This window comes from Bacillus sp. FSL R9-9492 (assembly GCF_038007365.1).
Taxonomy (GTDB): Bacteria; Bacillota; Bacilli; order Bacillales; family Bacillaceae_G; genus Bacillus_A; species Bacillus_A mycoides.
On record NZ_JBBOXC010000001.1, the window covers coordinates 2,809,355 to 2,829,790 of the forward strand.

19 protein-coding genes, 3 pseudogenes and 1 riboswitch are annotated in these 20,436 nt (G+C 31.9%); of the genes and pseudogenes, 4 read left to right on the forward strand and 18 right to left on the reverse strand.

Features of this window, described 5'->3' with window-relative positions; translation table 11 throughout:
* Positions 1-78 precede the first annotated feature (78 nt).
* Positions 79-577: pseudogene (locus MKY70_RS14265) on the reverse strand (cytochrome P450); the annotation flags it as partial.
* Here MKY70_RS14265 and MKY70_RS14270 point away from each other — a divergent pair.
* Positions 570-689: pseudogene (locus MKY70_RS14270) on the forward strand (PadR family transcriptional regulator); the annotation flags it as partial. The pseudogenes MKY70_RS14265 and MKY70_RS14270 sit on opposite strands and share 8 nt — an antisense overlap.
* Before the next feature lie 102 nt (positions 690-791).
* On the opposite strand, the gene MKY70_RS14275 reads toward MKY70_RS14270, so the two are convergent.
* The 6 genes from MKY70_RS14275 to MKY70_RS14300 form a co-directional block, all read right to left on the reverse strand.
* On the reverse strand, positions 792-947 hold the full coding sequence (locus MKY70_RS14275) for a DUF1540 domain-containing protein (RefSeq protein ID WP_000046089.1): 156 nt from the start codon (positions 945-947) through the stop codon (positions 792-794).
* Between the two features lie 73 nt (positions 948-1,020).
* Positions 1,021-1,650, reverse strand: coding sequence for a Vat family streptogramin A O-acetyltransferase (locus MKY70_RS14280; RefSeq protein WP_341024789.1), 630 nt, complete (start codon positions 1,648-1,650; stop codon positions 1,021-1,023).
* Entirely contained in the window at positions 1,640-2,923 is a 1,284-nt protein-coding gene (locus MKY70_RS14285; RefSeq protein ID WP_341024791.1) for an MFS transporter, read from the reverse strand. The genes MKY70_RS14280 and MKY70_RS14285 overlap by 11 nt, the downstream gene beginning before the upstream one ends.
* Before the next feature lie 267 nt (positions 2,924-3,190).
* On the reverse strand, positions 3,191-4,426 hold the full coding sequence (locus MKY70_RS14290) for a cytochrome P450 family protein (protein WP_002013149.1): 1,236 nt from the start codon (positions 4,424-4,426) through the stop codon (positions 3,191-3,193).
* Positions 4,427-4,586: 160 nt separating this feature from the next.
* The gene (locus tag MKY70_RS14295) at positions 4,587-4,991 is read right to left on the reverse strand and encodes a hypothetical protein (RefSeq protein WP_044443784.1); all 405 of its coding nucleotides are present in this window, start codon (positions 4,989-4,991) and stop codon (positions 4,587-4,589) included.
* A gap of 146 nt (positions 4,992-5,137) precedes the next feature.
* Complete coding sequence (locus MKY70_RS14300) at positions 5,138-6,142, reverse strand: DUF1835 domain-containing protein (protein WP_088033675.1); 1,005 nt, start codon at positions 6,140-6,142, stop codon at positions 5,138-5,140.
* A 298-nt stretch (positions 6,143-6,440) separates the two neighbouring features.
* On the opposite strand from MKY70_RS14300, the gene MKY70_RS14305 reads away from it, so the two are divergent.
* On the forward strand, positions 6,441-6,644 hold the full coding sequence (locus MKY70_RS14305; RefSeq protein WP_088033673.1) for a hypothetical protein: 204 nt from the start codon (positions 6,441-6,443) through the stop codon (positions 6,642-6,644).
* Positions 6,645-6,996: 352 nt separating this feature from the next.
* Here the strand turns inward: MKY70_RS14305 and MKY70_RS14310 are convergent, their stop codons facing one another.
* Positions 6,997-7,200 carry a hypothetical protein gene (locus MKY70_RS14310; RefSeq protein ID WP_002085220.1) on the reverse strand — a complete coding sequence of 68 codons (204 nt, stop codon included), beginning with the start codon at positions 7,198-7,200 and terminating at the stop codon, positions 6,997-6,999.
* Positions 7,201-7,824: 624 nt separating this feature from the next.
* Between MKY70_RS14310 and MKY70_RS14315 the strand changes: the two genes are divergently transcribed.
* On the forward strand, positions 7,825-8,016 hold the full coding sequence (locus MKY70_RS14315; RefSeq protein ID WP_002070042.1) for a hypothetical protein: 192 nt from the start codon (positions 7,825-7,827) through the stop codon (positions 8,014-8,016).
* 598 nt (positions 8,017-8,614) lie between these two features.
* On the opposite strand, the pseudogene MKY70_RS14320 reads toward MKY70_RS14315, so the two are convergent.
* The 9 genes and pseudogenes from MKY70_RS14320 to MKY70_RS14360 all read right to left on the reverse strand — a co-directional run.
* A pseudogene (locus tag MKY70_RS14320) lies at positions 8,615-8,906 on the reverse strand (homoserine dehydrogenase); the annotation flags it as partial.
* A 70-nt stretch (positions 8,907-8,976) separates the two neighbouring features.
* Positions 8,977-9,393, reverse strand: a complete 417-nt coding sequence (locus MKY70_RS14325; protein ID WP_088033669.1) for a DUF3995 domain-containing protein — start codon at positions 9,391-9,393, stop codon at positions 8,977-8,979.
* Positions 9,394-9,537: 144 nt separating this feature from the next.
* Positions 9,538-10,305: a DUF3959 family protein gene (locus tag MKY70_RS14330; RefSeq protein ID WP_088033667.1), complete on the reverse strand. Its 768-nt coding sequence runs from the start codon at positions 10,303-10,305 to the stop codon at positions 9,538-9,540.
* 210 nt (positions 10,306-10,515) lie between these two features.
* Positions 10,516-12,897 (reverse strand): pPIWI_RE module domain-containing protein, encoded by a 2,382-nt coding sequence (locus MKY70_RS14335; RefSeq protein ID WP_088033665.1) that lies wholly within the window; start codon positions 12,895-12,897, stop codon positions 10,516-10,518.
* 341 nt (positions 12,898-13,238) lie between these two features.
* Positions 13,239-13,925: a thiaminase II gene (tenA, locus tag MKY70_RS14340; protein ID WP_002032475.1), complete on the reverse strand. Its 687-nt coding sequence runs from the start codon at positions 13,923-13,925 to the stop codon at positions 13,239-13,241.
* 124 nt (positions 13,926-14,049) lie between these two features.
* A riboswitch (TPP riboswitch) is annotated at positions 14,050-14,155 on the reverse strand.
* A 73-nt stretch (positions 14,156-14,228) separates the two neighbouring features.
* The gene (gene ddlB, locus MKY70_RS14345) at positions 14,229-15,143 is read right to left on the reverse strand and encodes a D-alanine--D-alanine ligase (protein WP_002013134.1); all 915 of its coding nucleotides are present in this window, start codon (positions 15,141-15,143) and stop codon (positions 14,229-14,231) included.
* A 4-nt stretch (positions 15,144-15,147) separates the two neighbouring features.
* Positions 15,148-16,596, reverse strand: coding sequence for a MocR-like pyridoxine biosynthesis transcription factor PdxR (pdxR, locus tag MKY70_RS14350; RefSeq protein WP_088033663.1), 1,449 nt, complete (start codon positions 16,594-16,596; stop codon positions 15,148-15,150).
* Positions 16,597-16,692: 96 nt separating this feature from the next.
* Complete coding sequence (locus MKY70_RS14355; protein ID WP_341024797.1) at positions 16,693-17,718, reverse strand: homoserine dehydrogenase; 1,026 nt, start codon at positions 17,716-17,718, stop codon at positions 16,693-16,695.
* Between the two features lie 86 nt (positions 17,719-17,804).
* Positions 17,805-19,046 (reverse strand): esterase/lipase family protein, encoded by a 1,242-nt coding sequence (locus MKY70_RS14360; RefSeq protein ID WP_341024798.1) that lies wholly within the window; start codon positions 19,044-19,046, stop codon positions 17,805-17,807.
* A gap of 280 nt (positions 19,047-19,326) precedes the next feature.
* On the opposite strand from MKY70_RS14360, the gene MKY70_RS14365 reads away from it, so the two are divergent.
* Complete coding sequence (locus MKY70_RS14365) at positions 19,327-19,668, forward strand: DUF3914 domain-containing protein (RefSeq protein WP_002127670.1); 342 nt, start codon at positions 19,327-19,329, stop codon at positions 19,666-19,668.
* A gap of 75 nt (positions 19,669-19,743) precedes the next feature.
* Here MKY70_RS14365 and MKY70_RS14370 read toward each other — a convergent pair whose 3' ends face one another.
* Positions 19,744-20,415, reverse strand: a complete 672-nt coding sequence (locus MKY70_RS14370) for a lipoprotein BA_5634 family protein (RefSeq protein WP_088033834.1) — start codon at positions 20,413-20,415, stop codon at positions 19,744-19,746.
* Positions 20,416-20,436: the final 21 nt, after the last annotated feature.

Genomic DNA, 20,436 nt, shown 5'->3' on the forward strand with positions numbered 1-20,436 from the left:
ATACTAAATAGACCACTAAAAATTTACAATTGAGAAATAAAAAACAAGGTACAGTAATTTTGTACCTTGTTGAACGTTTTACCTGGTTTTCAAAAGAATAGGTAAGTATTTTAATGTTTGTTCATTTTCTAATATACATTTTTCTAAATTGAACGATGGAGATAACTCTATTTTTTCAAAGGCATTTATAAAGGTAGTTAATGCAATCTCAGCTTCTAAACGTGCAAGTGGCGCCCCTAAGCAAAAATGAGGACCTTTACCAAAGGTTAAAATGCTTTTCATTTCCTATTCTGTGTAAATTAAATTTAGAAGCTTGTAAGAACTTTTTCTCATCTAAATTTGCTGCACTAACCCACGCAACAATCATTTGATCCTTTTTCATAAAAGGTCCAAATATATTTGTGTCCGCTGTAATCCTCCTAGCTAATGTAATGGGAAAGCGATAGCGTAAAACTTCCTCAATCGCTTTTGAAATTAACGTAGGTTCTTTTCTTAACTCTTCATATATTCCAGGTGAATCTACTAAAAAGCAATAAAAGCTGTTAATAATTAAATTTGTAGTTGTTTCATTACCTGCTATTCAACCTTTACATGTTAGCTCATCTTTTATTACAGAAGTCATTGAATTTAGTAAATCACGTATTGAACATGACTTGCTCTGGATTGCATCACTTATGAAGAAAATATGAAAAAATAAAAAGAAAAGTTAAAAACAATGAATGAAAATGAGATTTATTATCAATACTATAATTAATAAAAGGGCAACCACGATTTGGCTACCCTTCAAAAATTTATACTTCTGGATCAAAAGTTTTGCAATCTGTTTCTTCAGTTGTAGATGCATGTTTACCTTTATGACTTACTACATAAATTGCATCTGCACTACATTTATTGCCGTTAGCCCAAAATTTACAGTTGTTTACTTCACATAAAACGTCTTGTGCCATAGTATCACACCTCCTTGTTCTATTATCATTAACAAAATTCGGAGGTATGATACTCTTTGTCATGCATTTTTTATTACCTTTTTAACTTTCTTAATGGTTCAATATCTCCTTGTACAATAGCATCTATATTTTCGGTTATTTTTTCAATTTCAAAATGCCACCATTGAATTTGCAATAATTCTTCTATTATTGTATTTGTGAATCGTTCCTTTATTTTATTTGCAGGGTTTCCGCCAACAATTGTATATGGTACGACATCTCTAGTCACAACAGATTTAGCTGCAATGATTGCACCATCCCCTATTTTTATTCCGGGCATAATCGTTGTATCCATACCAATCCATACGTCATTTCCTATAACTGTATCCCCTTTGTAAGGTAAATCAGACAAATTAGGTGTATACTTCTCCCACCCATTCCCAAATATATTAAATGGATATGCCGAAAATCCATCCATCCGGTGATTCGCTCCGTTCATAATAAAGGTAACTCCATTTGCAATACAACAAAACTTTCCAATAGTAAGATGATCTCCAAGAAATTCATAATGATGTAATACTCGATCTTCAAATGTTTCTCCATCTTTCGCATCATAATAAGAATAGTCACCAACAAATATATTAGATTTCGTTATTGTATTTTTTATAAAATGAACGTTTTGATTTCCTTCAATAGGGTATTTAACATTTGGATTAGGATTCATGTTGCACAGCACTTCCTTTACCATTCATTTCACTTTCTACTGCTATTACTGGCTTTAAATTGTATATAGGCAAAATAAACAATAATCCAATAACAAATAGTAGAGCCGTCCCCTCATACATCGTACCTAATGAAAACATCTCCTTTAATGAACCAGCTATACTCATCGTTACTACCATTGAACCGGTGAATAGTGGACTTAAAATGCCATTTACTCTACCAATAAAATCCGTATCACTATTTTGTATAATAAGTGTATTTATCCCTATTTGAATACAAGGTAGGGCTAAACCACTGAAAAGTTGTGCTATAAGTGTCACCCATAAATTTGTAGAGTATCCTATAATAGCAATTCCAATTGCCTGACCAAGCATACCTACAATTAACATTTTTTGCGGAGCAACGTTTTTCGCAAATACCATCGCTAGAGCTCCGCCAACAATCATCCCCGCACCATTTACTGTTAGTAACCATTGTAAACTCTCTTTTGATAACCCTAACTGCTCAGTCACAATAAAGATGCCTAGTGGCTGAATTAAACCTATACCTAGTCCTGCTGCCATAAAACAAAACCCTAGCAAAGTTAATGCTTTTTTCTTTTTTACATATTTAATACCATCCAGCATTTCCTGTAACAGCGTAATTTCTTTCTTCTCATTATCATTCTCAAGATCTTTCGGAAGAAATAACAACACAGCTGCTGCAAGTAAAAAAGCGATACCTGTTATGATGATTGAAATATAAATTCCAAAACTATGAAAAATAAATGTACCAAGAATCGGTCCTAACACCATAAAAATCGCAAATATTGTTTGATATATAGACATCGCTAATTGAATTTGTTCCGTTGATAAATGCTGTTTAAACAACTTCATACCGGATGGTTGAGAAAACTGCGAAAGGATTGCAGAAATAAGCGTCACAAAAAACACGATTTTCCACGTTCCAAACATAAGAGTAATTAATACAGCGAATACGGAAATAGAACTTAACGTCTCACACCATATCATTGTCTTCTTTGGCTTCCACCTATCAGCAAAAGTTCCACCAATGAATGAGAAAATAAAAATGGGAGCAAATTCAGCAACCGAAATCATCGAAATAGCAAAAGCATCACCTTTCGTCATTTCCATAACATAAAGTAATACCGCAAAGTTACGAACCCAAATTCCAACTTGTAAAAATAATGCTGATGCTAGAATCCCTTGCACAAATCGATTTTTTAATACTTGTGATACCCCATGATTTTGTTTCGTTTCTGCAGTCGTCGACATAAAAAAGCCTCCTATTTCGTGTTCTGAACAGGAGGCAGCACAAATCATATGAAAAGACTATATATTCGCAGTGCGAAACACATCCCTTTTCTATACATGCACATACTAATCCTATTCAGAAGAATATTTCGTTTTTTAACGAAGATCTCTTACAAATAGAATTAGTTGATCATTGGGATGTTTTCACCCTTCCGTTTCGAATTTAAATAACACATACATACTCTATGTTAATCATTTGTCGTGTATGCATGTCTCAATATAACTATTCTAAAAAGACAATGGTAATTCCTCTAAAGAACGCATTAAATAATTACCTTGCCAATTAATTTTGTCACGCTCACCTTTTATTTGTAACGATGGCATTCTTTTAAACAGAGCAGTAATAGCAATCTTTGCTTCCAACCTAGCAAGTGGAGCTCCTAAACAGAAATGGCTACCATGTCCAAAAGCAATGTGACGGTTATTCTCACGCATAATATCAAATACTTCTGGGTTTTCAAATACTGTTTCATCACGGTTTGCTGAAGCTAATGCGATAATAACCATATCTCCTTTTTGGATTGTTTGGTCATGAATTTGAAACGGCTCAGCCGCCCATCTTGCAGTCGTCACCTCAACTGGAGAATAATAACGCAATCCTTCCTCAATAGCTGAATCAATTAATTCCGGATTTTCTTTTAATAACTGTAATTGCTTCGGATTTTCAAGAAGTGCTAATACCGTATTTGTTATTAAATTCACTGTCGTCTCGTGTCCGGCTACAATTAATAACATGATCATTGAATATAGCTCTCGAGCACTAAGTTTATGCCCTTCATTTTCTGCAAGTATTAACGCACTAACCAAATCTTCTTTTGGATTTTTTCGTTTTACATCAACTATATATTGGAGATATGTAATAAACTCAGATAGTTGTTTTTCGGTTTCTTTTATTTCTTCAGGTGTTTCTGGCGATGCAATGACAGCATGAGACCAAATTCTAAATTTCGCTTGATCCTCTTTTGGAATTCCAAGCATCTCACTTATTACAATAATCGGTAATGGGAATGAATAATCATCCACAAGATTTAATGTACCTTTTCGCTCTATTTCACTTATTAAATCATCCGCTATTCTCTGAATTCTTCCGTCTAATTGTGAAATCATCTTCGGTGTAAAAGCTTTTTGAACTAAAGATCGCAAACGACTGTGGTTAGGTGGGTCCGAATTTAACATGTGCGTTGTTAAATGATCACTATTGTCAACGGAAAGATGCATGTTCTTTGTATCTTGAGGAAACACATTTGCCTGATCTTTTTTTAAGCGATTATCTTTTAAAAGCGGCAGAGCATCTTCATATCTTGTAATGAGCCATTCTTTACCGATTTCAATTTGATTTACAAATAATATAGGCTGTACTTTTCTCGATTCTTTATAAATTTCATAAGCATCTTCTTTAAACTGAGCGGAAGCTAAATTAATGCCATCCTCTATTTTTCGGCCAACCTTATTTTTTATTGACATTACATTCCCTCACTCTCAATTATTTGTGTAAATCAACCTAACATTTGAATTATACTTCAATAAAAACTGGAAAATTGTAAATTTTTAATTAAAATCTTACTTCGTATATTGAAAAATAAAAAAGTGAGAGAGTAAAATTATTCTACTCTCTCACTTCCTATTATGCGAAGCACATAAAATTACTAATTTGTTGATATCGATAACTTACTTTACGGCGGCGACCAGCTTGCCAAGTGTAGCCGGATACCCCACTTCTTCTTACTTCTGTCGGAAAAAACCATAAGTCTCTTCCGAAAGGTCCAGGACGATGCAAACGTAAATAGCCCCATCTTCCTAGACAGTTACACATCCATGATTTCATATTCCCTGCTTGTGCTGGAGAAGCAAATGTGGATGGTAAAGACGGAGCTTGTGACGGTGGTGGTGACGTTGGAGCATCTTCCGCATCATCTGGTCTATAGTCTTCTTGTTCAATATCTCTCACTTCATTTGTAGATTCATAACCGTAGTTTTGTGGATTATAATACATCTCTTGATCATATGGATAGTTTTGTTGGTTATACATAATAACCCATCACCTTCTTTTCATTTGTTTCTTTTAACATTCATATGTGATACGCCATTCATAGGAAGCTTATGTATAGCCTAAATTCATCTAAAAAAAGCTCGTATTTTAAAAATACGAGCTTTTTTATAAACAAAATATATTTTTTATTTTATTAACTTCACACTATAAAAACGCATTTGATCTAACGAACCTTCATATTCAAATACTTCTTGCTTAATTAATTCTTTCAAGCGATATTCCAAAAACGTATCCCCAACCAATTGATCCGCAAGTCCCAGTGCTTCACCTATTACTCTCGGAGCTTTATGAAATTCTTTATCTGCTCCTACATTTTTCGCACACTCAATAATGAATTGATCAAAATAATCTTCTTGTACAGAATGCACTTCATCGTCTTTCCAAACTCTTAAAAACTCCGTGCTTTGCGATAACCTATCCCACTCATGTGCAAACTTCATTCGCTTCTCTTCAGGTAAATACGGAAATTCCACAAAACTTTTTTTGAATAGTGCTAAACTTTCAGGAGATAATTCTCCAGTTCCACGAATATCATAATCTTGTTTTAATATTTCTCTACTCGCTTCAAAAGTATTCAGAACACGAATATCTTTCTTATCTTTTAATTGCGCAATTGCAAAACAAAGCCCTACATGCTCATGGGCATTATCCGCCTTCCAGATGGTAATTGGTGTTTCATTCGGAATTGAATGTAGCTCTTCTAAAGTCTCCTTAAATCTTGGTAAATACTCTTCTTCAAAATAGCAATCATAAGAAGTTAAGTTATTTAATAACCACTGTGCCCTTGCTAATTGACCTTCATTCGTATGTAATTGATGTATGGGACCAATTGAAAAGAATTCAGAGTATGAAACAACACTCTCCTCGTGTAATCCTTCTTGTTTCAACATATATTTTAAACATCCGGCAGTTGAATCATCAAAGGCAATATGAATGTGTGTGCTTTCTTCTAAATTTTTTTCCTGAGTTGTATGACTCGTCAATTGCTTAGGGATACTCGTTAAATTTTTTATCATATCTTCGCTATAATTCCCGTCTAATACATCTAACTGTATTAGAATACTTTGAAGTAAATGTTTTGCTTCATCTTCATACATATCCTCTACAACATTTTTAATTTTATCTATCATATAAATCCCTCTATTCATTTCTAAAATAACGTAGATTATAGTGTATCATTTTAGCCCAGATGTTTAAAAGTCTTTTTAAAATCAAATCGTTTATTACACAGATTGCTGCAGCCATCTAAGTTTTTAACAAAAGCTTTCTCTATATTCCTCTCAATCTATAGATCTATAATATTTTTTTCTTCCTCCTTATTTATCTCCCAAAATCACATTAGTTGCTAAATAATTTTTAAACACTTTGTAAATCTTTTTATTTAAATGTATAATTATATAGAAAATAAAAAATACAGGAGCAATATTAATGGCGAAAGTACTTACTAATTATAAACATTATTTAAAAAGTTGGAGATTTATATTTATTTGTATATTACCTGCTGTCGCTTTATTGTATACATTCGATGTCATCTTTGAACTACTGTGTCACCAAAATTTCTATTTGTCTAATTTAATTATTGCTATCATATTAATCTTAATATTTATTAACGTTAAAGAAAACTATAATTGAAACGAAACCGTTGTGAAGCTACATTTTTCATAAAAAATTAGAGCACCCTGCTATTGGATGCCCTAATGTGATTAGAGGTTTTTTCTGAGTATTTAGTAGGACACGAAGATCTTGTCCTATTACATACTATATGCTTATACTTATTACATTGTGCACTAGAAAGCACAATGTCTAGATGCCAAATAGATACATACACATTGGAGTAACTAATACGCTAGAAAAGACCTTTCTATATCCATTCATTCTTAATAGCCTACATTATTACTAATAAAATTTTCTCATACTTTCATTGTACAATTGCTTTATTTATAAACAAAAAACATCCCCATGGATGTTTTTTATCTAATTACCTTTAAACTTCCATAAATTTAGCAGGTACACCAATTTTTTCAACTACAGAAGATATATTAGTAGGGTTAATCATTACATTTTCAATACAAACTAATTTATTTTCTAATAATCCATTCTCTGTAGTAATAAACTCTTCAAATCGTTCTAAAGTCATTGAGAATTTGTGCTCACTTCCACCATTCATACTGACTTTTACATACTTCATAGTGTCACCGCCTCTCTTAATTATCTATAATTCGCTAAAAATACGCTTACATCCTTTTATTAAAACGTGGATTTATCACTTTTATCACTTTCCACTACACGTTTGAAATGATTTTGAGAAAAAAGCTACTAAACACCACCTGTTCTTTTCATTAAAATTTCAATAGAATGTTTCTAGAATTATATATCTTTGGAAAAGATTACATAATAGTACTGATTAAATATTAGGAGTGTTATTAATGGTTGATATAATCCGACTCTTAATCACCATACTTATCGCAATTTTTTTATTTTCATCAATTATTATGGAGTTTAAAAAACCTCACAAAAGTATGTTTTGGTTCTCAATTGAAGTCTTGTTTCTGCTAGGAATCGTACTTTTAATGAAAGAGTTTTTCATCAAACTTTCCGCATAAGCCCTTAAGTAAAACATAATATCCCATCAATAACGCAGGATAAATTATGATTTTTATTTTTTTCACTGAAGTTAATAATTTAACTTCAGATAGTTAGCTTTTATTTATAACTACTTTATAAGCTTCTGCCAATTACTCTTTTTCGTATATTATCATGAAGACTAGAGCAAGCATGCCTTGTCATATATTAGATAAGGGATGTGATAACATTGGGTAACGATAACAATCAATTTATTTTTCATGTAGTACAAAGTTCGGCAATTAAAAGATTTATAATTATCGATATAATTGCTGGAACAGGAATTTATTGGACCGTAAATTTCATTTCTTCAAATGCATTACTCGCAATTATTAGTTGTTTTTTGGGGACAAAAAAAATGAAAAAAATGCATCATTCATAGAAGCAATAACTAAATCCCAATTCATTTCTTTCAAATTTGTTGCCTTTACTCTTCTTGAAGTGGGAAAGCAATTTTTCACAGTTGGCTAATTCATCCGACTTTCTGGCAGACAATACTTTTGATTGTCTGCTTTTTGTATGAGATTTTTCGTTTGACATATACTACTTTTGAACCTGTATACCAATACAAGCCATTTTGGTGTTTGGGATTTCCCTTCCTGGGATAAATATTTTTGAACTTATCCCTTTTTGTATAGGCATGTATATTTGGGATAAAACTAATTACAAGCAGATTTTCTGTTTATTCGTAGTTCTTAACCAAAAGACTTTTCTCCTTTAAAGGACAGTAGGTACGACTGCTTGTCCTTTTTTATTAATATTTCACACACCATTTTTTGCCCCCTTCTAAGCATTCTATTACAGCTCCCAAATAGCCAATGTTTATAGTCATACAAAATAAGCAGTTGCTGATACTTTCCTTTTTGAGTTACACAACACAATAAAAATGTGTAACTATAGATTTGAATCCATGTCCCTCCTATCTCAAAAGCTCTCCTAAGTAACTAAAAAAAACACCTTAAGTGGGTGTCCTTTTTTCTTTATGTAAGAGAACATACAGATAACATTAATCCTCCAAATGTCACTGTTCCTAGTAACCCCAATACAACTCCTGTTAAACAAACACAATCAGCAAGACAAATTGAAGATTGCGATAATGGAACAAATGACCTACTTGTGCTCGATCCATAATGTTTTATTTTTTCATAATTTATATCCAACATAAAATGTAGACATGATACACAACCCTCAAATAGTTTGAAGAGATTCATTTTCTAACCGCTCCAATAACTTGTTATTTAAAGCAAATGGTAGAGGGTACTGCTTATCTAATCATCTCTGTTGCCGTATAAATCCCTAGTTTAGTTTGTAATAAAGTATTAAAATAATGCTGGTTATATGTTCACGTTATTATTGCTAATAAGAAGGTTAAAGATAAAAATGCACAAAGTGGTACATATAAAACAGTATCCATTCTAGCAAACTGCGTATCTTTTTTTCGTTTAAAGATACCAAAATAATGAAACTCACCAATTACTCTTATGAAAAAAACAACCATACAAACCCAGGATCCCATTTGAACAAAAACATTGGGAAGTGCGGAATGAACAATATTTGCTTGTTGTAATAAAATCATTGCTGCCATACTTAATAATAACGCAATGAACAATGTCATTCCTGTACCTGGTGTAAACGCCTTTTCTCCAGCTCTAGTTGGAATGACACTATTTGTCGCCCACTTACCTCCGAAAGCCCAATAAACATGTAAAAAACTAACTAAGAATAATATGCAAACAGAAATATATGTAATAATAAGCATTTTGTCCTCCCATTATTTTATTTAAATCCTTACCTTTAAAATATGCTATGAATCCTTCATACGCAACCTATATTTAATTACATAAAAAACCCCTTAATGATTTATCAATTTTACGATAAATCATTAAGAGGTTAGTGAAATTTATTATGCATTATACCTATTTTTCCGACGTTCCATCCTAGTTTGTCCTTGAACAGTACTTTCTTTATATTGATCTATTTGCTCTGCCATTTCATATGTTACAACTGGTTCTTCGTTATTACGCTCATGCATTATTTCTGGCGTTTTACGTTTAGAACCTTTTCCACCAAACTTAAATAATTTCATCTTAAATTTCGGTAATCTTGGAAAGCGGTTCTTAAATGATAGCCTTTTACGTTTCTTTTTTTGTTTAAATAGATTTGTATTTTCTTTATTAGTGTCTTTCTCTTTACGGTGTAATAACATCGCAAGTAATCCACCTAATATAAGTCCTCCAACTAAAAGGAGAATATATAAGTAATGGCTTGTCATTAAATTCATCATACGCTCAAGTATGACTAACGACTGCACTTCTTTTATATCCCATAGTAACGCGGCCCATAATGAGAATAAGCCCAAAGTAAGCCCGTATGTACGAAACCGGAATAAACACGGAATTAACGCAATGCAAGCGGCGATTTTCGCGTTCGCTATTATTGAACTTATTGAAATATCCTGATTCCAAATAACTAACAGTAATGTTATAAATGGTGCATACGCTATCCAGCTACATATACGTGAATATATCTTTTTCGCAAAGTAACTACCGAAACTAGTAAAAAATAAAAGTCCTCCAATATATAAAGATTGTTCAAGAGGGATTTGCTTTAACATTCCTGCAATTGGAAAGAGGCCGCTCAGTAGCATTAATAATACATCTAATTTCTTCACAATTCCCCATTCCTTTCAAATTTTCTTTTCAATTAATAAAAATCGCTTTTCCATATGATGTAGTTTTTGTATTTCTAAAAAACATCTTAATCCTGTATGTAAATAAAGTAAATACGTAAAAGAAAAGATACATGACAAAGGATAGCCTTATTTACATGAAAAAATGACAAATCCCGCTCATTATTACTAGCAGGATTTGTACACTATTATTTATATTAATATCAATGAATCTTCTTTTTCTAAAATTATTACATCTTCATCTAATTCGTCATTGAATTCTTTAAACTCCCTTGAATCAATATCGGTAGTATAATTTTTAATTAATTTAGCCATATGCATTACATACGTATTATGAATATTTTGTTCTGAGAGCAAGGTTGATTTACAGCACATGTAATGTATCATTTTGGCGATTTCTTCTCTCTCTTCAGATTTTACACCAAGCGGGATAACCTCGAGTATGTACTGCTGTACTATCTCATTACAATCTAATTCGTATGCAGCCGTGCTATAGTAAATTCCCATTTGATCTACAAATAATCTCGTTTCATTCATAACATGTTCTTGGTCTCTAACAATATAGTTCGGTACATCTGAGTTAGTATTAATTCTAATTATGTTTATATCCTCTTTAAAATTTGAGATTATTTCAGGTGAAACCCCAATATTAACGCTTTTATTTTGCAATTCCTCTATCCAATATTTCCTCATATTGGCATCTACAATAAAATAAACTTCTTTATTTTGTTTATGTGCATCTTGTGAAATTTCAACTAATGTTTCTGACATAAATTGTTTAAAACTGACTCCTATATCATTCCTTTTTGATGGTTGTGGTAAAAACACTTTATTATTACCTATATTTAATAAAGTATGATCAATTGTGCCCCATTCTTCTTGACCATATAATTTATATAATATTTCTCTCCCATTTATTTTTGAAAAAATAGGTAAGAAATCATATTTAGACATTTTCTCAATTGATAAATTTACAATTATCCCCGGTAATTCTATCTTATTCCAACTACACTTTAAGAACCCCTTTTGTTCTAACAAACTAAGAATGGCATTAATAATTTCTTTTTTAGATACACTTTGTCCGATAAATAAATTAATAAATGCTGAAATACGTTCCGTTTGAGCGAATCCTTCCCGAATAATTTGCTTTGGATTAATTTTTTCGCGACCATCACAATTTTTTATTGCAATTAATGCTAATTTCATTTCATTTTGCTCACCTGCCGTAGCATGTACAGCTTTTACGACATCGTCTACTAGTTTCTTTTTGTTTTTATGACTATATTGCATTCTATATGGATTTTGTAACAATTTCCTAATGTTATATCTTACTATTTTTAACAACACCGGATTGTCTGCATTTAATACATAGGAGGAATCTCCGTTTTGAGCTAAAACTATTTTGCTATCTAATAACGCTTGTTCTATCTCTATTACTATATCATCTGACCATACTTCTAACGTAATTGATTCTAATCCCTTTGGGGCAAATAAAGGTAATAACTCATTCTCATTATTAGTTAATACATTTTCACATTCTGGAAGTAATGTGAAATATGGGCATATTCGTTGGAATTCATTAAAAAGTTCCTCTTTTTCTCTTACTTTTATACCAAATTTTATTTTTGTTCCTTGAACTTTATATATATTTTCGTTATATGGAAGAAGCACTCTTATCTTTGTTCCTCTAATATACTCTTTCGGACATTGGAGAATGTTCTCTAATTTAACTTCTCCCCCTATCCTATAATCATCTTTTAAATTTCTAAAACGTTTAATCCACTTTATTCCTTTTACAGCTTGTTGTACTTTTAACTTTACAAATCTTTGCTTTTTATTATTTGATTCAAATTCAGGAGTTGAAATCAGTATTTGGCTCCGCTTTCGCCCTAAAAGTATAGGGATATCTTTATGATTATATTGTTGATAAAACCTCCTAATCCCTACAGATACTTTTAATAGAGGAATATTCTCACCTCCACGAGTTACGTATTCAAACCGATATACATAAGAGAAATAATCATGTGTTTCTTCATCTTTAATTGGCTCAGACATCGCTTCAGAAACATGTTGTGATCGCAGTGGTGAAAAATATATTTCTTCCTCATTTTTATTTTCCATATGTAAAGGCTGTTCGCAAAAAATATGAGTAATTAGAGCTGGTACCCATTTAGAAAACGTTTTTTTATCATGTAATGCTGGTAAATTACTAATTAAATCATACTGCCATTCTAAATGTGGTGGATCTATTAATTTATTAGGTTTCCAATCATGAATAACCTCATACCAGCTTTGGAAAATATAGTCTAACTGTTCTTGTTTCATTGGTTCTTTTGCTACAATCCAGGGCGTATCTTCCTTTAACATATATGGATTATGCTGAATGAATAATATATCAGAAAACATTTCATACAATCTTTCATTTACAAGTTTTAATTTGCTCGTTAATAAAAATGTTCTATAATGTATCTCTACAATCTCAAGCCATTCAATAGGAAAATAAATATACGATACTTTCTCATTATAGAGGGGTTCTACTATATTTTTAAATGCTAATAACTGTAATTTTTCCATATTATTAATACTTCCTCTCTTAATTTATATTGATCATGAATAATACTAGAAAAGATACCAATTTTTTAAGCATTAACGAATCAAATTTTAACCAAGCACATTAAAGGAAATAGCTAAATTACATTTGGTTATATAAATAAAACAGTATTGAAATCAAATTAATATAAAGTAACTATTAACATATAACTACCTCCTTATGGGAATTTATATTATAAAATCATTATAATTAATTATAATTAATTATTATATTTTTTATATATGATTTACAAAAAAATTACAGAAACTAAATATAATAAAAGGTATCGCCTCTTTATATAGCGATACCTTTTATATACTCTTAATTAAATAACACCTTTAACTTCTTCATTCACCGGCCATTTTTCTAATGTATATGCCATTTCCCAAAATGAATATTCATATTGACTACTAAAAATAAAATGTTGTCTCATACGATTACGGTCTGCCTCTGTTACTTTTTCAGCGATCGTATCTAATCGTGTGATTTGCTCTTCTACTAGAGTACGGAACCAATCAGATCCATATGCAGAAATCCATTCTTGATAAATTGGCTCTTCTGGTTGACATTCTTTTAACCGTTCACCGATTTCATAATATAACCAATAACAAGGTAAAATAGCCGCAATAATATCTCCTAAATGCCCTTCATAAGCTGCACGATACATATGAGATGTATATGCATATGCAGTTGGCGCAGGAATAAAATTATCTTTTTCTTCTTTTGTAATCCCTAATTTCTTTGCGAAATTCTCATGTAATGATAACTCAGCTTCATACGTATTTTGTGCATGGTGTGCCATACGAGCTGTCGTTTCTAATTCAAGAGCCTTTGCAGCACCTAACGTTTGTACTCTAGCAAAATGACTCAAATAATAAGAATCTTGAAGCACATAATATCGAAAACTAGCTAAATCTAATGTTCCTTCGCCTAGTTTTTTTACAAAAGGATGGTTAAAACTTGCTTCCCAAATTGAATCTACTTCTTTACGTAATGATTGTGAAAAAGTCATTTAAATCCCTCCAAATAATGTAAAAAATATACGTATTTATCCACAATTATTAAAGCTGTAAAATAAAAAAACTTTCTTTACAGGCGTAAAGAAAGTGAAATTGACAGTATTTATTCGTTAAATAGCAACGTCTTTCCCACTTCCCTACGCTGGCATTAACCAGATCAGGTACTAAGAGTCTCAAAATTTCATCTGATCTCAGCCTATAAAAGGCCCCCCTAGTGGATAAATATTTAGTTGTCGTATTGTAATTATCATAGCATAATTCGTGGAACTGTCAAAAGAATTAATTATATAACTACCTTAAAAACCTTCTTCTTTCCTTACTTTTAATGAAGTTTCAATTATCATATCTAATAGTTTGCTATAATTAATTCCCGCTGCTTCCGCACTTTTTGGTAGTAAACTTGATTGTGTCATCCCTGGTAATGTATTAACTTCCATTACATATGGAATTCCTTCCTTCACCATCATATCAACCCTTGCGTAAACACTACATTTTAATGCTTTATAACAAGCCAGTGACGCTTTATTTACACGTTCCTTTATTTCAGCTGGAAGTTCGATAACTTCTTCAACTGTACTAGTATCATCATATTTTGCATTGTAGTCAAAGAACACAGCAGCATGTCGAATCGAAATGATAGGTAACTGTTGCCCATCAAAAATTGAACATGTAATCTCGTCACCTTTTATATACTTCTCAATTACTACTTCAGAATCCCATTCGAATACAGTTTCCAGCATAGAGATTAATTCATTTTTATCATAGACAATCTTAACTCCAACACTTGAGCCGCCAGAGTTTGGTTTTACCACTAACGGAAATCCTAATTTATCTAACTCCTCAAGCTTTAGATCCTCCATTTTTGTAAGTTCAATCCAATCTGGTGTTTCTACTCCTTCATAACGCAAAATCTTTTTCGAAATATTTTTATCCATACATATACCGCTAGATAACATATTACTGCCGCTATATGGAATACCTAAACTCTCAAGCGTCCCTTGAACCGTACCATCTTCTCCGTATTTTCCGTGTAATGCTAGCAATGCAAAATCAATGTCTTTCGCTTTTTCAATTAAATCCATTTTTTCATTTAACGTAATTGGAACGATTTCATATTTACTCTTATCTAAATGTGCAATCATTTCATTCCCAGTCATAATTGATACTTGTTTTTCAGAGGATACTCCTCCCATAATAACGCCAATTCTCATTTTCTCAACTCCAAGTTTCATTTTTTAAAGTTTCACCAATTATTTGAATCCCGCTAACAATTTCCTGTTCTTTCAAACGTGAAAATCCTAATCGGAATGTGTTCGCTCCTCCTCCATCAGAGTAAAAAACATCTCCAGGAGAAAACGTAACTCCTTTCTCATAACACTTTTGTAAAAGTGTGCGGGCTTGAATTTTTTCTTCCAACTCTATAAACAAATGAAGTCCACCGTCTCCAGTCATTCTTTTAAACGGAATGTACTGATTACACGCCCCAACAGCTAACTCATATTTTTTCTTATAAACAGATCTTGCTTTTTTTAAATATTTTTCAAAATATCCTTCATGTAAATATTGAAACAGAACAGCTTGATCTAACGTAGATGTGTGAATGGTTCTGGCTCTTTTAATACTTTCTAAATAATGTATCAGTTCTTTATCTGCAATGATCCAACCTACACGTAAACCAGGGAAAAGTACCTTTGAAAAGCTACTAATATAAATCACATTATTACCAGCCCCTGCAAAAGTTAATAATGGCGATAAATGTGAACCCGAATAACGTAATTCTTCATTAAACCCATCCTCTATAATAGGGATCTTGTATTTTGAAAATAACCTCATCAATTCCGTTCTTTTCTCCGAACTCGTAACAATACCAGTCGGATTATGATAAGAAGGGATTAAATACGCGAAATCAAAATCCTTTTCACGCAAACTTTTTTCTACTTCATTCGTATCAATACCATCATCATTCATATTAATTCCATGAACTTCAAGTCCATGTAAACGGAAAAGCTTCAATGCAGCATGGTGAGTTGGGTTCTCACAAATAACACGCCCTGATTTCTTCGATAAAGAAGATAACACAATATCTAATCCTTCTGTAAATCCATTTGTAATTAGAATATCTTTGTTCGAAATATCTACACCTTTCATTTCCATGTAATGAAGTAAATAATTAATTAACGGTCTATAACCTTTTGCATATCCGTAGTTCAATACGATATCCCCTTCAATGGACATACGAGTAAGAAAAGCTCTTTTGAAATTTTCAACATCAAATAGCTTTTCGTCCGGGGCTATACTATTAAAAACAATCATTCCTTTTTCCCAGCGAACTCCATGCTTCATTAAGTCTAATTCATCCGCTAATGTGGTAACTGTATTAAGTTTATTTTTCCAATCTATTTCAACAGACGAGGTGTTACTTATATCCACCTTCGCAACGAAATTTCCTTTTCCTTTAACTGCATAAATGAGTCCTTCTTGTTCTAAATCCGCATATGCAGAGAGTACTGTATTTCTGCTCACTGATAATAATTCACTCAGTTCCCTTGTTGATGGGATTTTTTGGTCCCCCAACAAATGCCCTTTCATAATCATCTTTTTTAAATAATCCTTTAATTGAATATAAACGGGACGATCTTTTACAACTTTAAAATCTTTAAACAATTTCTTACCCCCTGCAATTATTTTTACATAGTTATTTCATTCTCAAAAGGTCCACTACATATGTATTTTTTATTAATAGCGGTACGGTTATAAAGCCTATAAATCATTTCGATATAAATTGATTACATCTTTTAAAGCAGCAGCTGCAGCTCCGCGTGGATTAGAAGCTCCACCAATTGTAGTGACTTGTCCCATTGTATCTGTAAAGAACGTAATTCCTTTTTCCGTGCCATTTATATTTGCTAACGGATGTTCTTTCTCTAAATTACAAGGTTGTACACTAAGGTTTACTTTTCCATTATCGTCTTTATATACTGATGCAATTAATTTAATTGATTTATTTTGTTCCTTTGCATTTTGAATTTGTTGCGTTGTAACGTGCTCTATTCCGTTTATTTTTATATCTTTGAGTGAATAATCGTTTCCCATTAAACTATTCGTCAAAAGTAATAATTTACAAGCGCTATCCATCCCTCTTATATCTAATAACGGGTTAGTCTCCGCAATTCCTTTATTTTGTGCTTCTTGCAATGCTTCTTCAAACGTCTTATATTCTTCATGCATCTTTGTAAGAATATAATTTGTTGTCCCGTTCAATATTCCTTCTATTTTTTCAATATGGCAACCCGCTAAACTTAGTTGTCCAATGTCTAATGTCGGTAACGCAGCGGCAGTTGCACCACTATATCGAATTCGTACATTCGCCATTTTTGCTGCTTCCTTTATTTCTCTCCAGTTTGTAACAAGGGCACCTTTAGAAATTGCAACTATATCCATATGTTTCTCAATCGCTTGTTTTATATATTTTTTACCTGGATTTCCATCTTTAAGATTTGTAACTGTTGATTCTACTAATACATTACCACTTATCTTATTTGTTGCACGTTCCTTCGGATGATGCTCTATATATTTTTCAATTGCAGCAGTACCACAACCATACATCAATAAATGATGAATAGACAAACCTTCCTCATTATGTATTGCAATATTTCTACCTAATACGCCACTTACAACTAAATGAATTCCATATGTTTCATATATATATAAATATTTTTCGTTTAATAATTTTATAAACTCTCTTCCTACTGTCCCATATCCTGATAATACAACTTGAATTTTCATAATATCCCCCCATATTTTTCTACCAAATCCCTCTTTCAATATAATATAAAGCGCCCTCGAATTCCATCGAGAGCGCTTTATATTATCTATTTCGGTAACCGTGATAATTTTTCTGCAATTGTTCTATAAAACTCTTGAATATTAGAAAATCCTAACGTGTCTGAAACACTTAGTCCTACCATATCGAGGTGGTCCCAATTTGCTTTCGTTTCGATATGATTCCATTTTCCAATCTGTAATGACTTATTATCATTTGCAGCAATATTAGACGAAGGCGCAATCATAGAATTTGTATTTACTACACCGTCATTTTGCCACCAAGAAGTATCTATTAATGGTCGATTCTCTTCGTACCTTGCAAAGGAACCTAAGAAGAATGCATTACCCATTAACACTTTATTCATCGTTATATGAGGTAAATGTAAACCTGTTATAGGTGCTGCTTGCGATGCATGTCCACTATAGGATAAATAATATACATCCGATTGCGTCTTTACCCAATTATTTAACTCTTTTGCACCATCAGTACTTAAATCCCATTGACTTATATCTTTTGTATTTTTCCAAATTGAACTATTTAGAATACGATCACTATATTGGAAAAAGGACTCTCCGGCATTCTTTTTTATACCCCATTGTTCCAATTTAAAATCATATAATGATAAATTATTGTTTCCTCCTAAACTTGCAGCTGTAATGAGTAAATCTTTAACAAACGGCAACAGAAGACTTCCGTCCGCAAGTGTTGTACCATTGTGAGGAGTTGCTAAAGTTGTAACACTATGAACATACGATTTGCCACCTTCAAATAGTGGTGATATCTTTGTGTTCGGATGATTTTTCACATAATCTTTTTCTTCATAACTTCCTTCTTTTAATAATTGCACTAATGTTCTTGTCGTTTGTCCACCCATGCTATGCCCAACTAAATGAACTTTATTTGTTTCACTCCAATTCGGTGCAAATCCACTATAAGTTCTACCAAAACGATTATGTCCATGTTTCTCAGCATGTGCCGCACCGTAGTCTACTGTTCCACCGTTAATTTGCGCGTATAATTCACATGCACGGTCCCAGTTACTAGAAACTGGCCCAACAGCTACAGTATGTACTGTATAACCATTTCTTTTTAAATCTTCTTGTATATCATGAACACCACCCCAATATTTTACCCCTAGCATTTCCTCTCTACCCCATCCAGCAAATCCATTCACTAAAATGATAGGATAATTATTTTGTTGTCTCTCTTCAGCGTATGTTGTTTTCGCTGCGAATGAACAAACAGTCACTAATGCGAAAAAACATACTTTTAAAAATAATTTCCCCATACTTTCTCCCCCTCAATAAAACGTTTACATTTATCTTTGAAAAAAAAACACAAAATTAGTTTGCAACTTAAACATAATGTAAAGTATTTTATATACGTTGTATATATAGAAAACATTTACAAATGTTGATAAATATTAATTCTAGTAAGCATTTACTTTTCATAACACAACTTGTAAATCTGATTATTTGAATTTATAATTAAATATAGTTTCCTCATGTTAAATGGATTTAAAAATCATAAGAAAACTAATTTCATTGCTTGAAAAGGAGGAAAAAAGCATGCAAGTCGGATTAAACATTCATACATTAGCTCAACCTTCTAAAATAACCCCATCTAATCTTGAGCATAATACTATCTCTTCTACTAAGCATGAAGATAAGAAATCTAATGATCTAATCAAATTTGATATTCGTACATCTGAACAAGAAATGAAACAAGCGGATCATAAATTTAGCGAATTAGACTTATGGAAAATGCTAAAAGACAAAGGTGTACCTTTATGGATGATTTTAGAAATGTTACAGAAATTTCGTAAAGAAAAGGAATCTCAAAATGGTTCGGTTCAACATTCAAATGCGATTGAAGAAACGAGCGAGACTCGATTAAATGAAGTCATGTAAACTATGTTATCTGAATGGTCTATAACTAAAAAGAGTTCAAGGTTGATAAAGTTTCTATCAACCTTGAACTCTTTTTTAAGATTTTTCTTCAATCGTTAAAAACTGAACTGATACTTCTCCCTCAAAATCTTTAATTAGCTTTCTTACTTTTACATTTTCATTAACCAATGTATTATCTGTCGACATTTTAGGTTTTTCGTCACCTAAAGATTTTTTTAATTGAAGAAGATGCATTTTTGTTTCATTTGCTTTTATTTCCTTATATATATTATTTTTGGATACAATCACATACCATTGCGTTGGATAATTACGCTTGTTACCTATCCAAGCGTCACTATTGTATATGACAGGAACCTCGTTTCCTTCTAATTTAATACTTTTCAAAGTCTTTTCGTCTTCTTGTGCAAACAGTAGAGAACCCTCTTTTGGGAATTTCGGTAACGTATTTACAGGTATAAAATTGGAGCCATTATCTCGTTTACGGAAAACTTTAGCTTTAATCAATGCTTGTGCTGTAGACTCATTTAAAATTAATACCTGTCCGTTTCCATAAGTACCTGTTTTCACAGAAAACACTTCATTTTCTTTCGTAATTTCTTGATAACGATTAATAATTGGTGAAATTTTATTTTCATTTCCAATGATTAATAAACCGTTTGCAGGAAATGGATTCTCCTTTTTAGAACATGCACTAAAACTTATTAATAATAGTATCGTTAACATAAAAATAGTTAAAGTTCTTTTCATCGCGTTTCCTTTCATCATACA

Excerpts from the sequence above, each read along its gene's own strand:
- MKY70_RS14285 (WP_341024791.1), bottom strand. The coding sequence starts at position 2,923 with ATGTCGACGACTGCAGAAACGAAACAAAATCATGGGGTATCACAAGTA.
- MKY70_RS14305 (WP_088033673.1), top strand. The coding sequence starts at position 6,441 with ATGGCGAAAGTACTTACTAATTATAAACATTATTTAAAAAGTTGGAGA.
- MKY70_RS14365 (WP_002127670.1), top strand. The coding sequence starts at position 19,327 with ATGCAAGTCGGATTAAACATTCATACATTAGCTCAACCTTCTAAAATA.
- MKY70_RS14325 (WP_088033669.1), bottom strand. The coding sequence starts at position 9,393 with ATGCTTATTATTACATATATTTCTGTTTGCATATTATTCTTAGTTAGT.
- MKY70_RS14300 (WP_088033675.1), bottom strand. The coding sequence starts at position 6,142 with ATGATAGATAAAATTAAAAATGTTGTAGAGGATATGTATGAAGATGAA.
- MKY70_RS14360 (WP_341024798.1), bottom strand. The coding sequence starts at position 19,046 with ATGGGGAAATTATTTTTAAAAGTATGTTTTTTCGCATTAGTGACTGTT.
- MKY70_RS14275 (WP_000046089.1), bottom strand. The coding sequence starts at position 947 with ATGGCACAAGACGTTTTATGTGAAGTAAACAACTGTAAATTTTGGGCT.
- tenA (WP_002032475.1), bottom strand. The coding sequence starts at position 13,925 with ATGACTTTTTCACAATCATTACGTAAAGAAGTAGATTCAATTTGGGAA.
- ddlB (WP_002013134.1), bottom strand. The coding sequence starts at position 15,143 with ATGAGAATTGGCGTTATTATGGGAGGAGTATCCTCTGAAAAACAAGTA.
- MKY70_RS14335 (WP_088033665.1), bottom strand. The coding sequence starts at position 12,897 with ATGGAAAAATTACAGTTATTAGCATTTAAAAATATAGTAGAACCCCTC.
- MKY70_RS14280 (WP_341024789.1), bottom strand. The coding sequence starts at position 1,650 with ATGAATCCTAATCCAAATGTTAAATACCCTATTGAAGGAAATCAAAAC.
- MKY70_RS14310 (WP_002085220.1), bottom strand. The coding sequence starts at position 7,200 with ATGAAGTATGTAAAAGTCAGTATGAATGGTGGAAGTGAGCACAAATTC.
- MKY70_RS14295 (WP_044443784.1), bottom strand. The coding sequence starts at position 4,991 with ATGTATAACCAACAAAACTATCCATATGATCAAGAGATGTATTATAAT.
- MKY70_RS14290 (WP_002013149.1), bottom strand. The coding sequence starts at position 4,426 with ATGTCAATAAAAAATAAGGTTGGCCGAAAAATAGAGGATGGCATTAAT.
- MKY70_RS14370 (WP_088033834.1), bottom strand. The coding sequence starts at position 20,415 with ATGAAAAGAACTTTAACTATTTTTATGTTAACGATACTATTATTAATA.
- MKY70_RS14355 (WP_341024797.1), bottom strand. The coding sequence starts at position 17,718 with ATGAAAATTCAAGTTGTATTATCAGGATATGGGACAGTAGGAAGAGAG.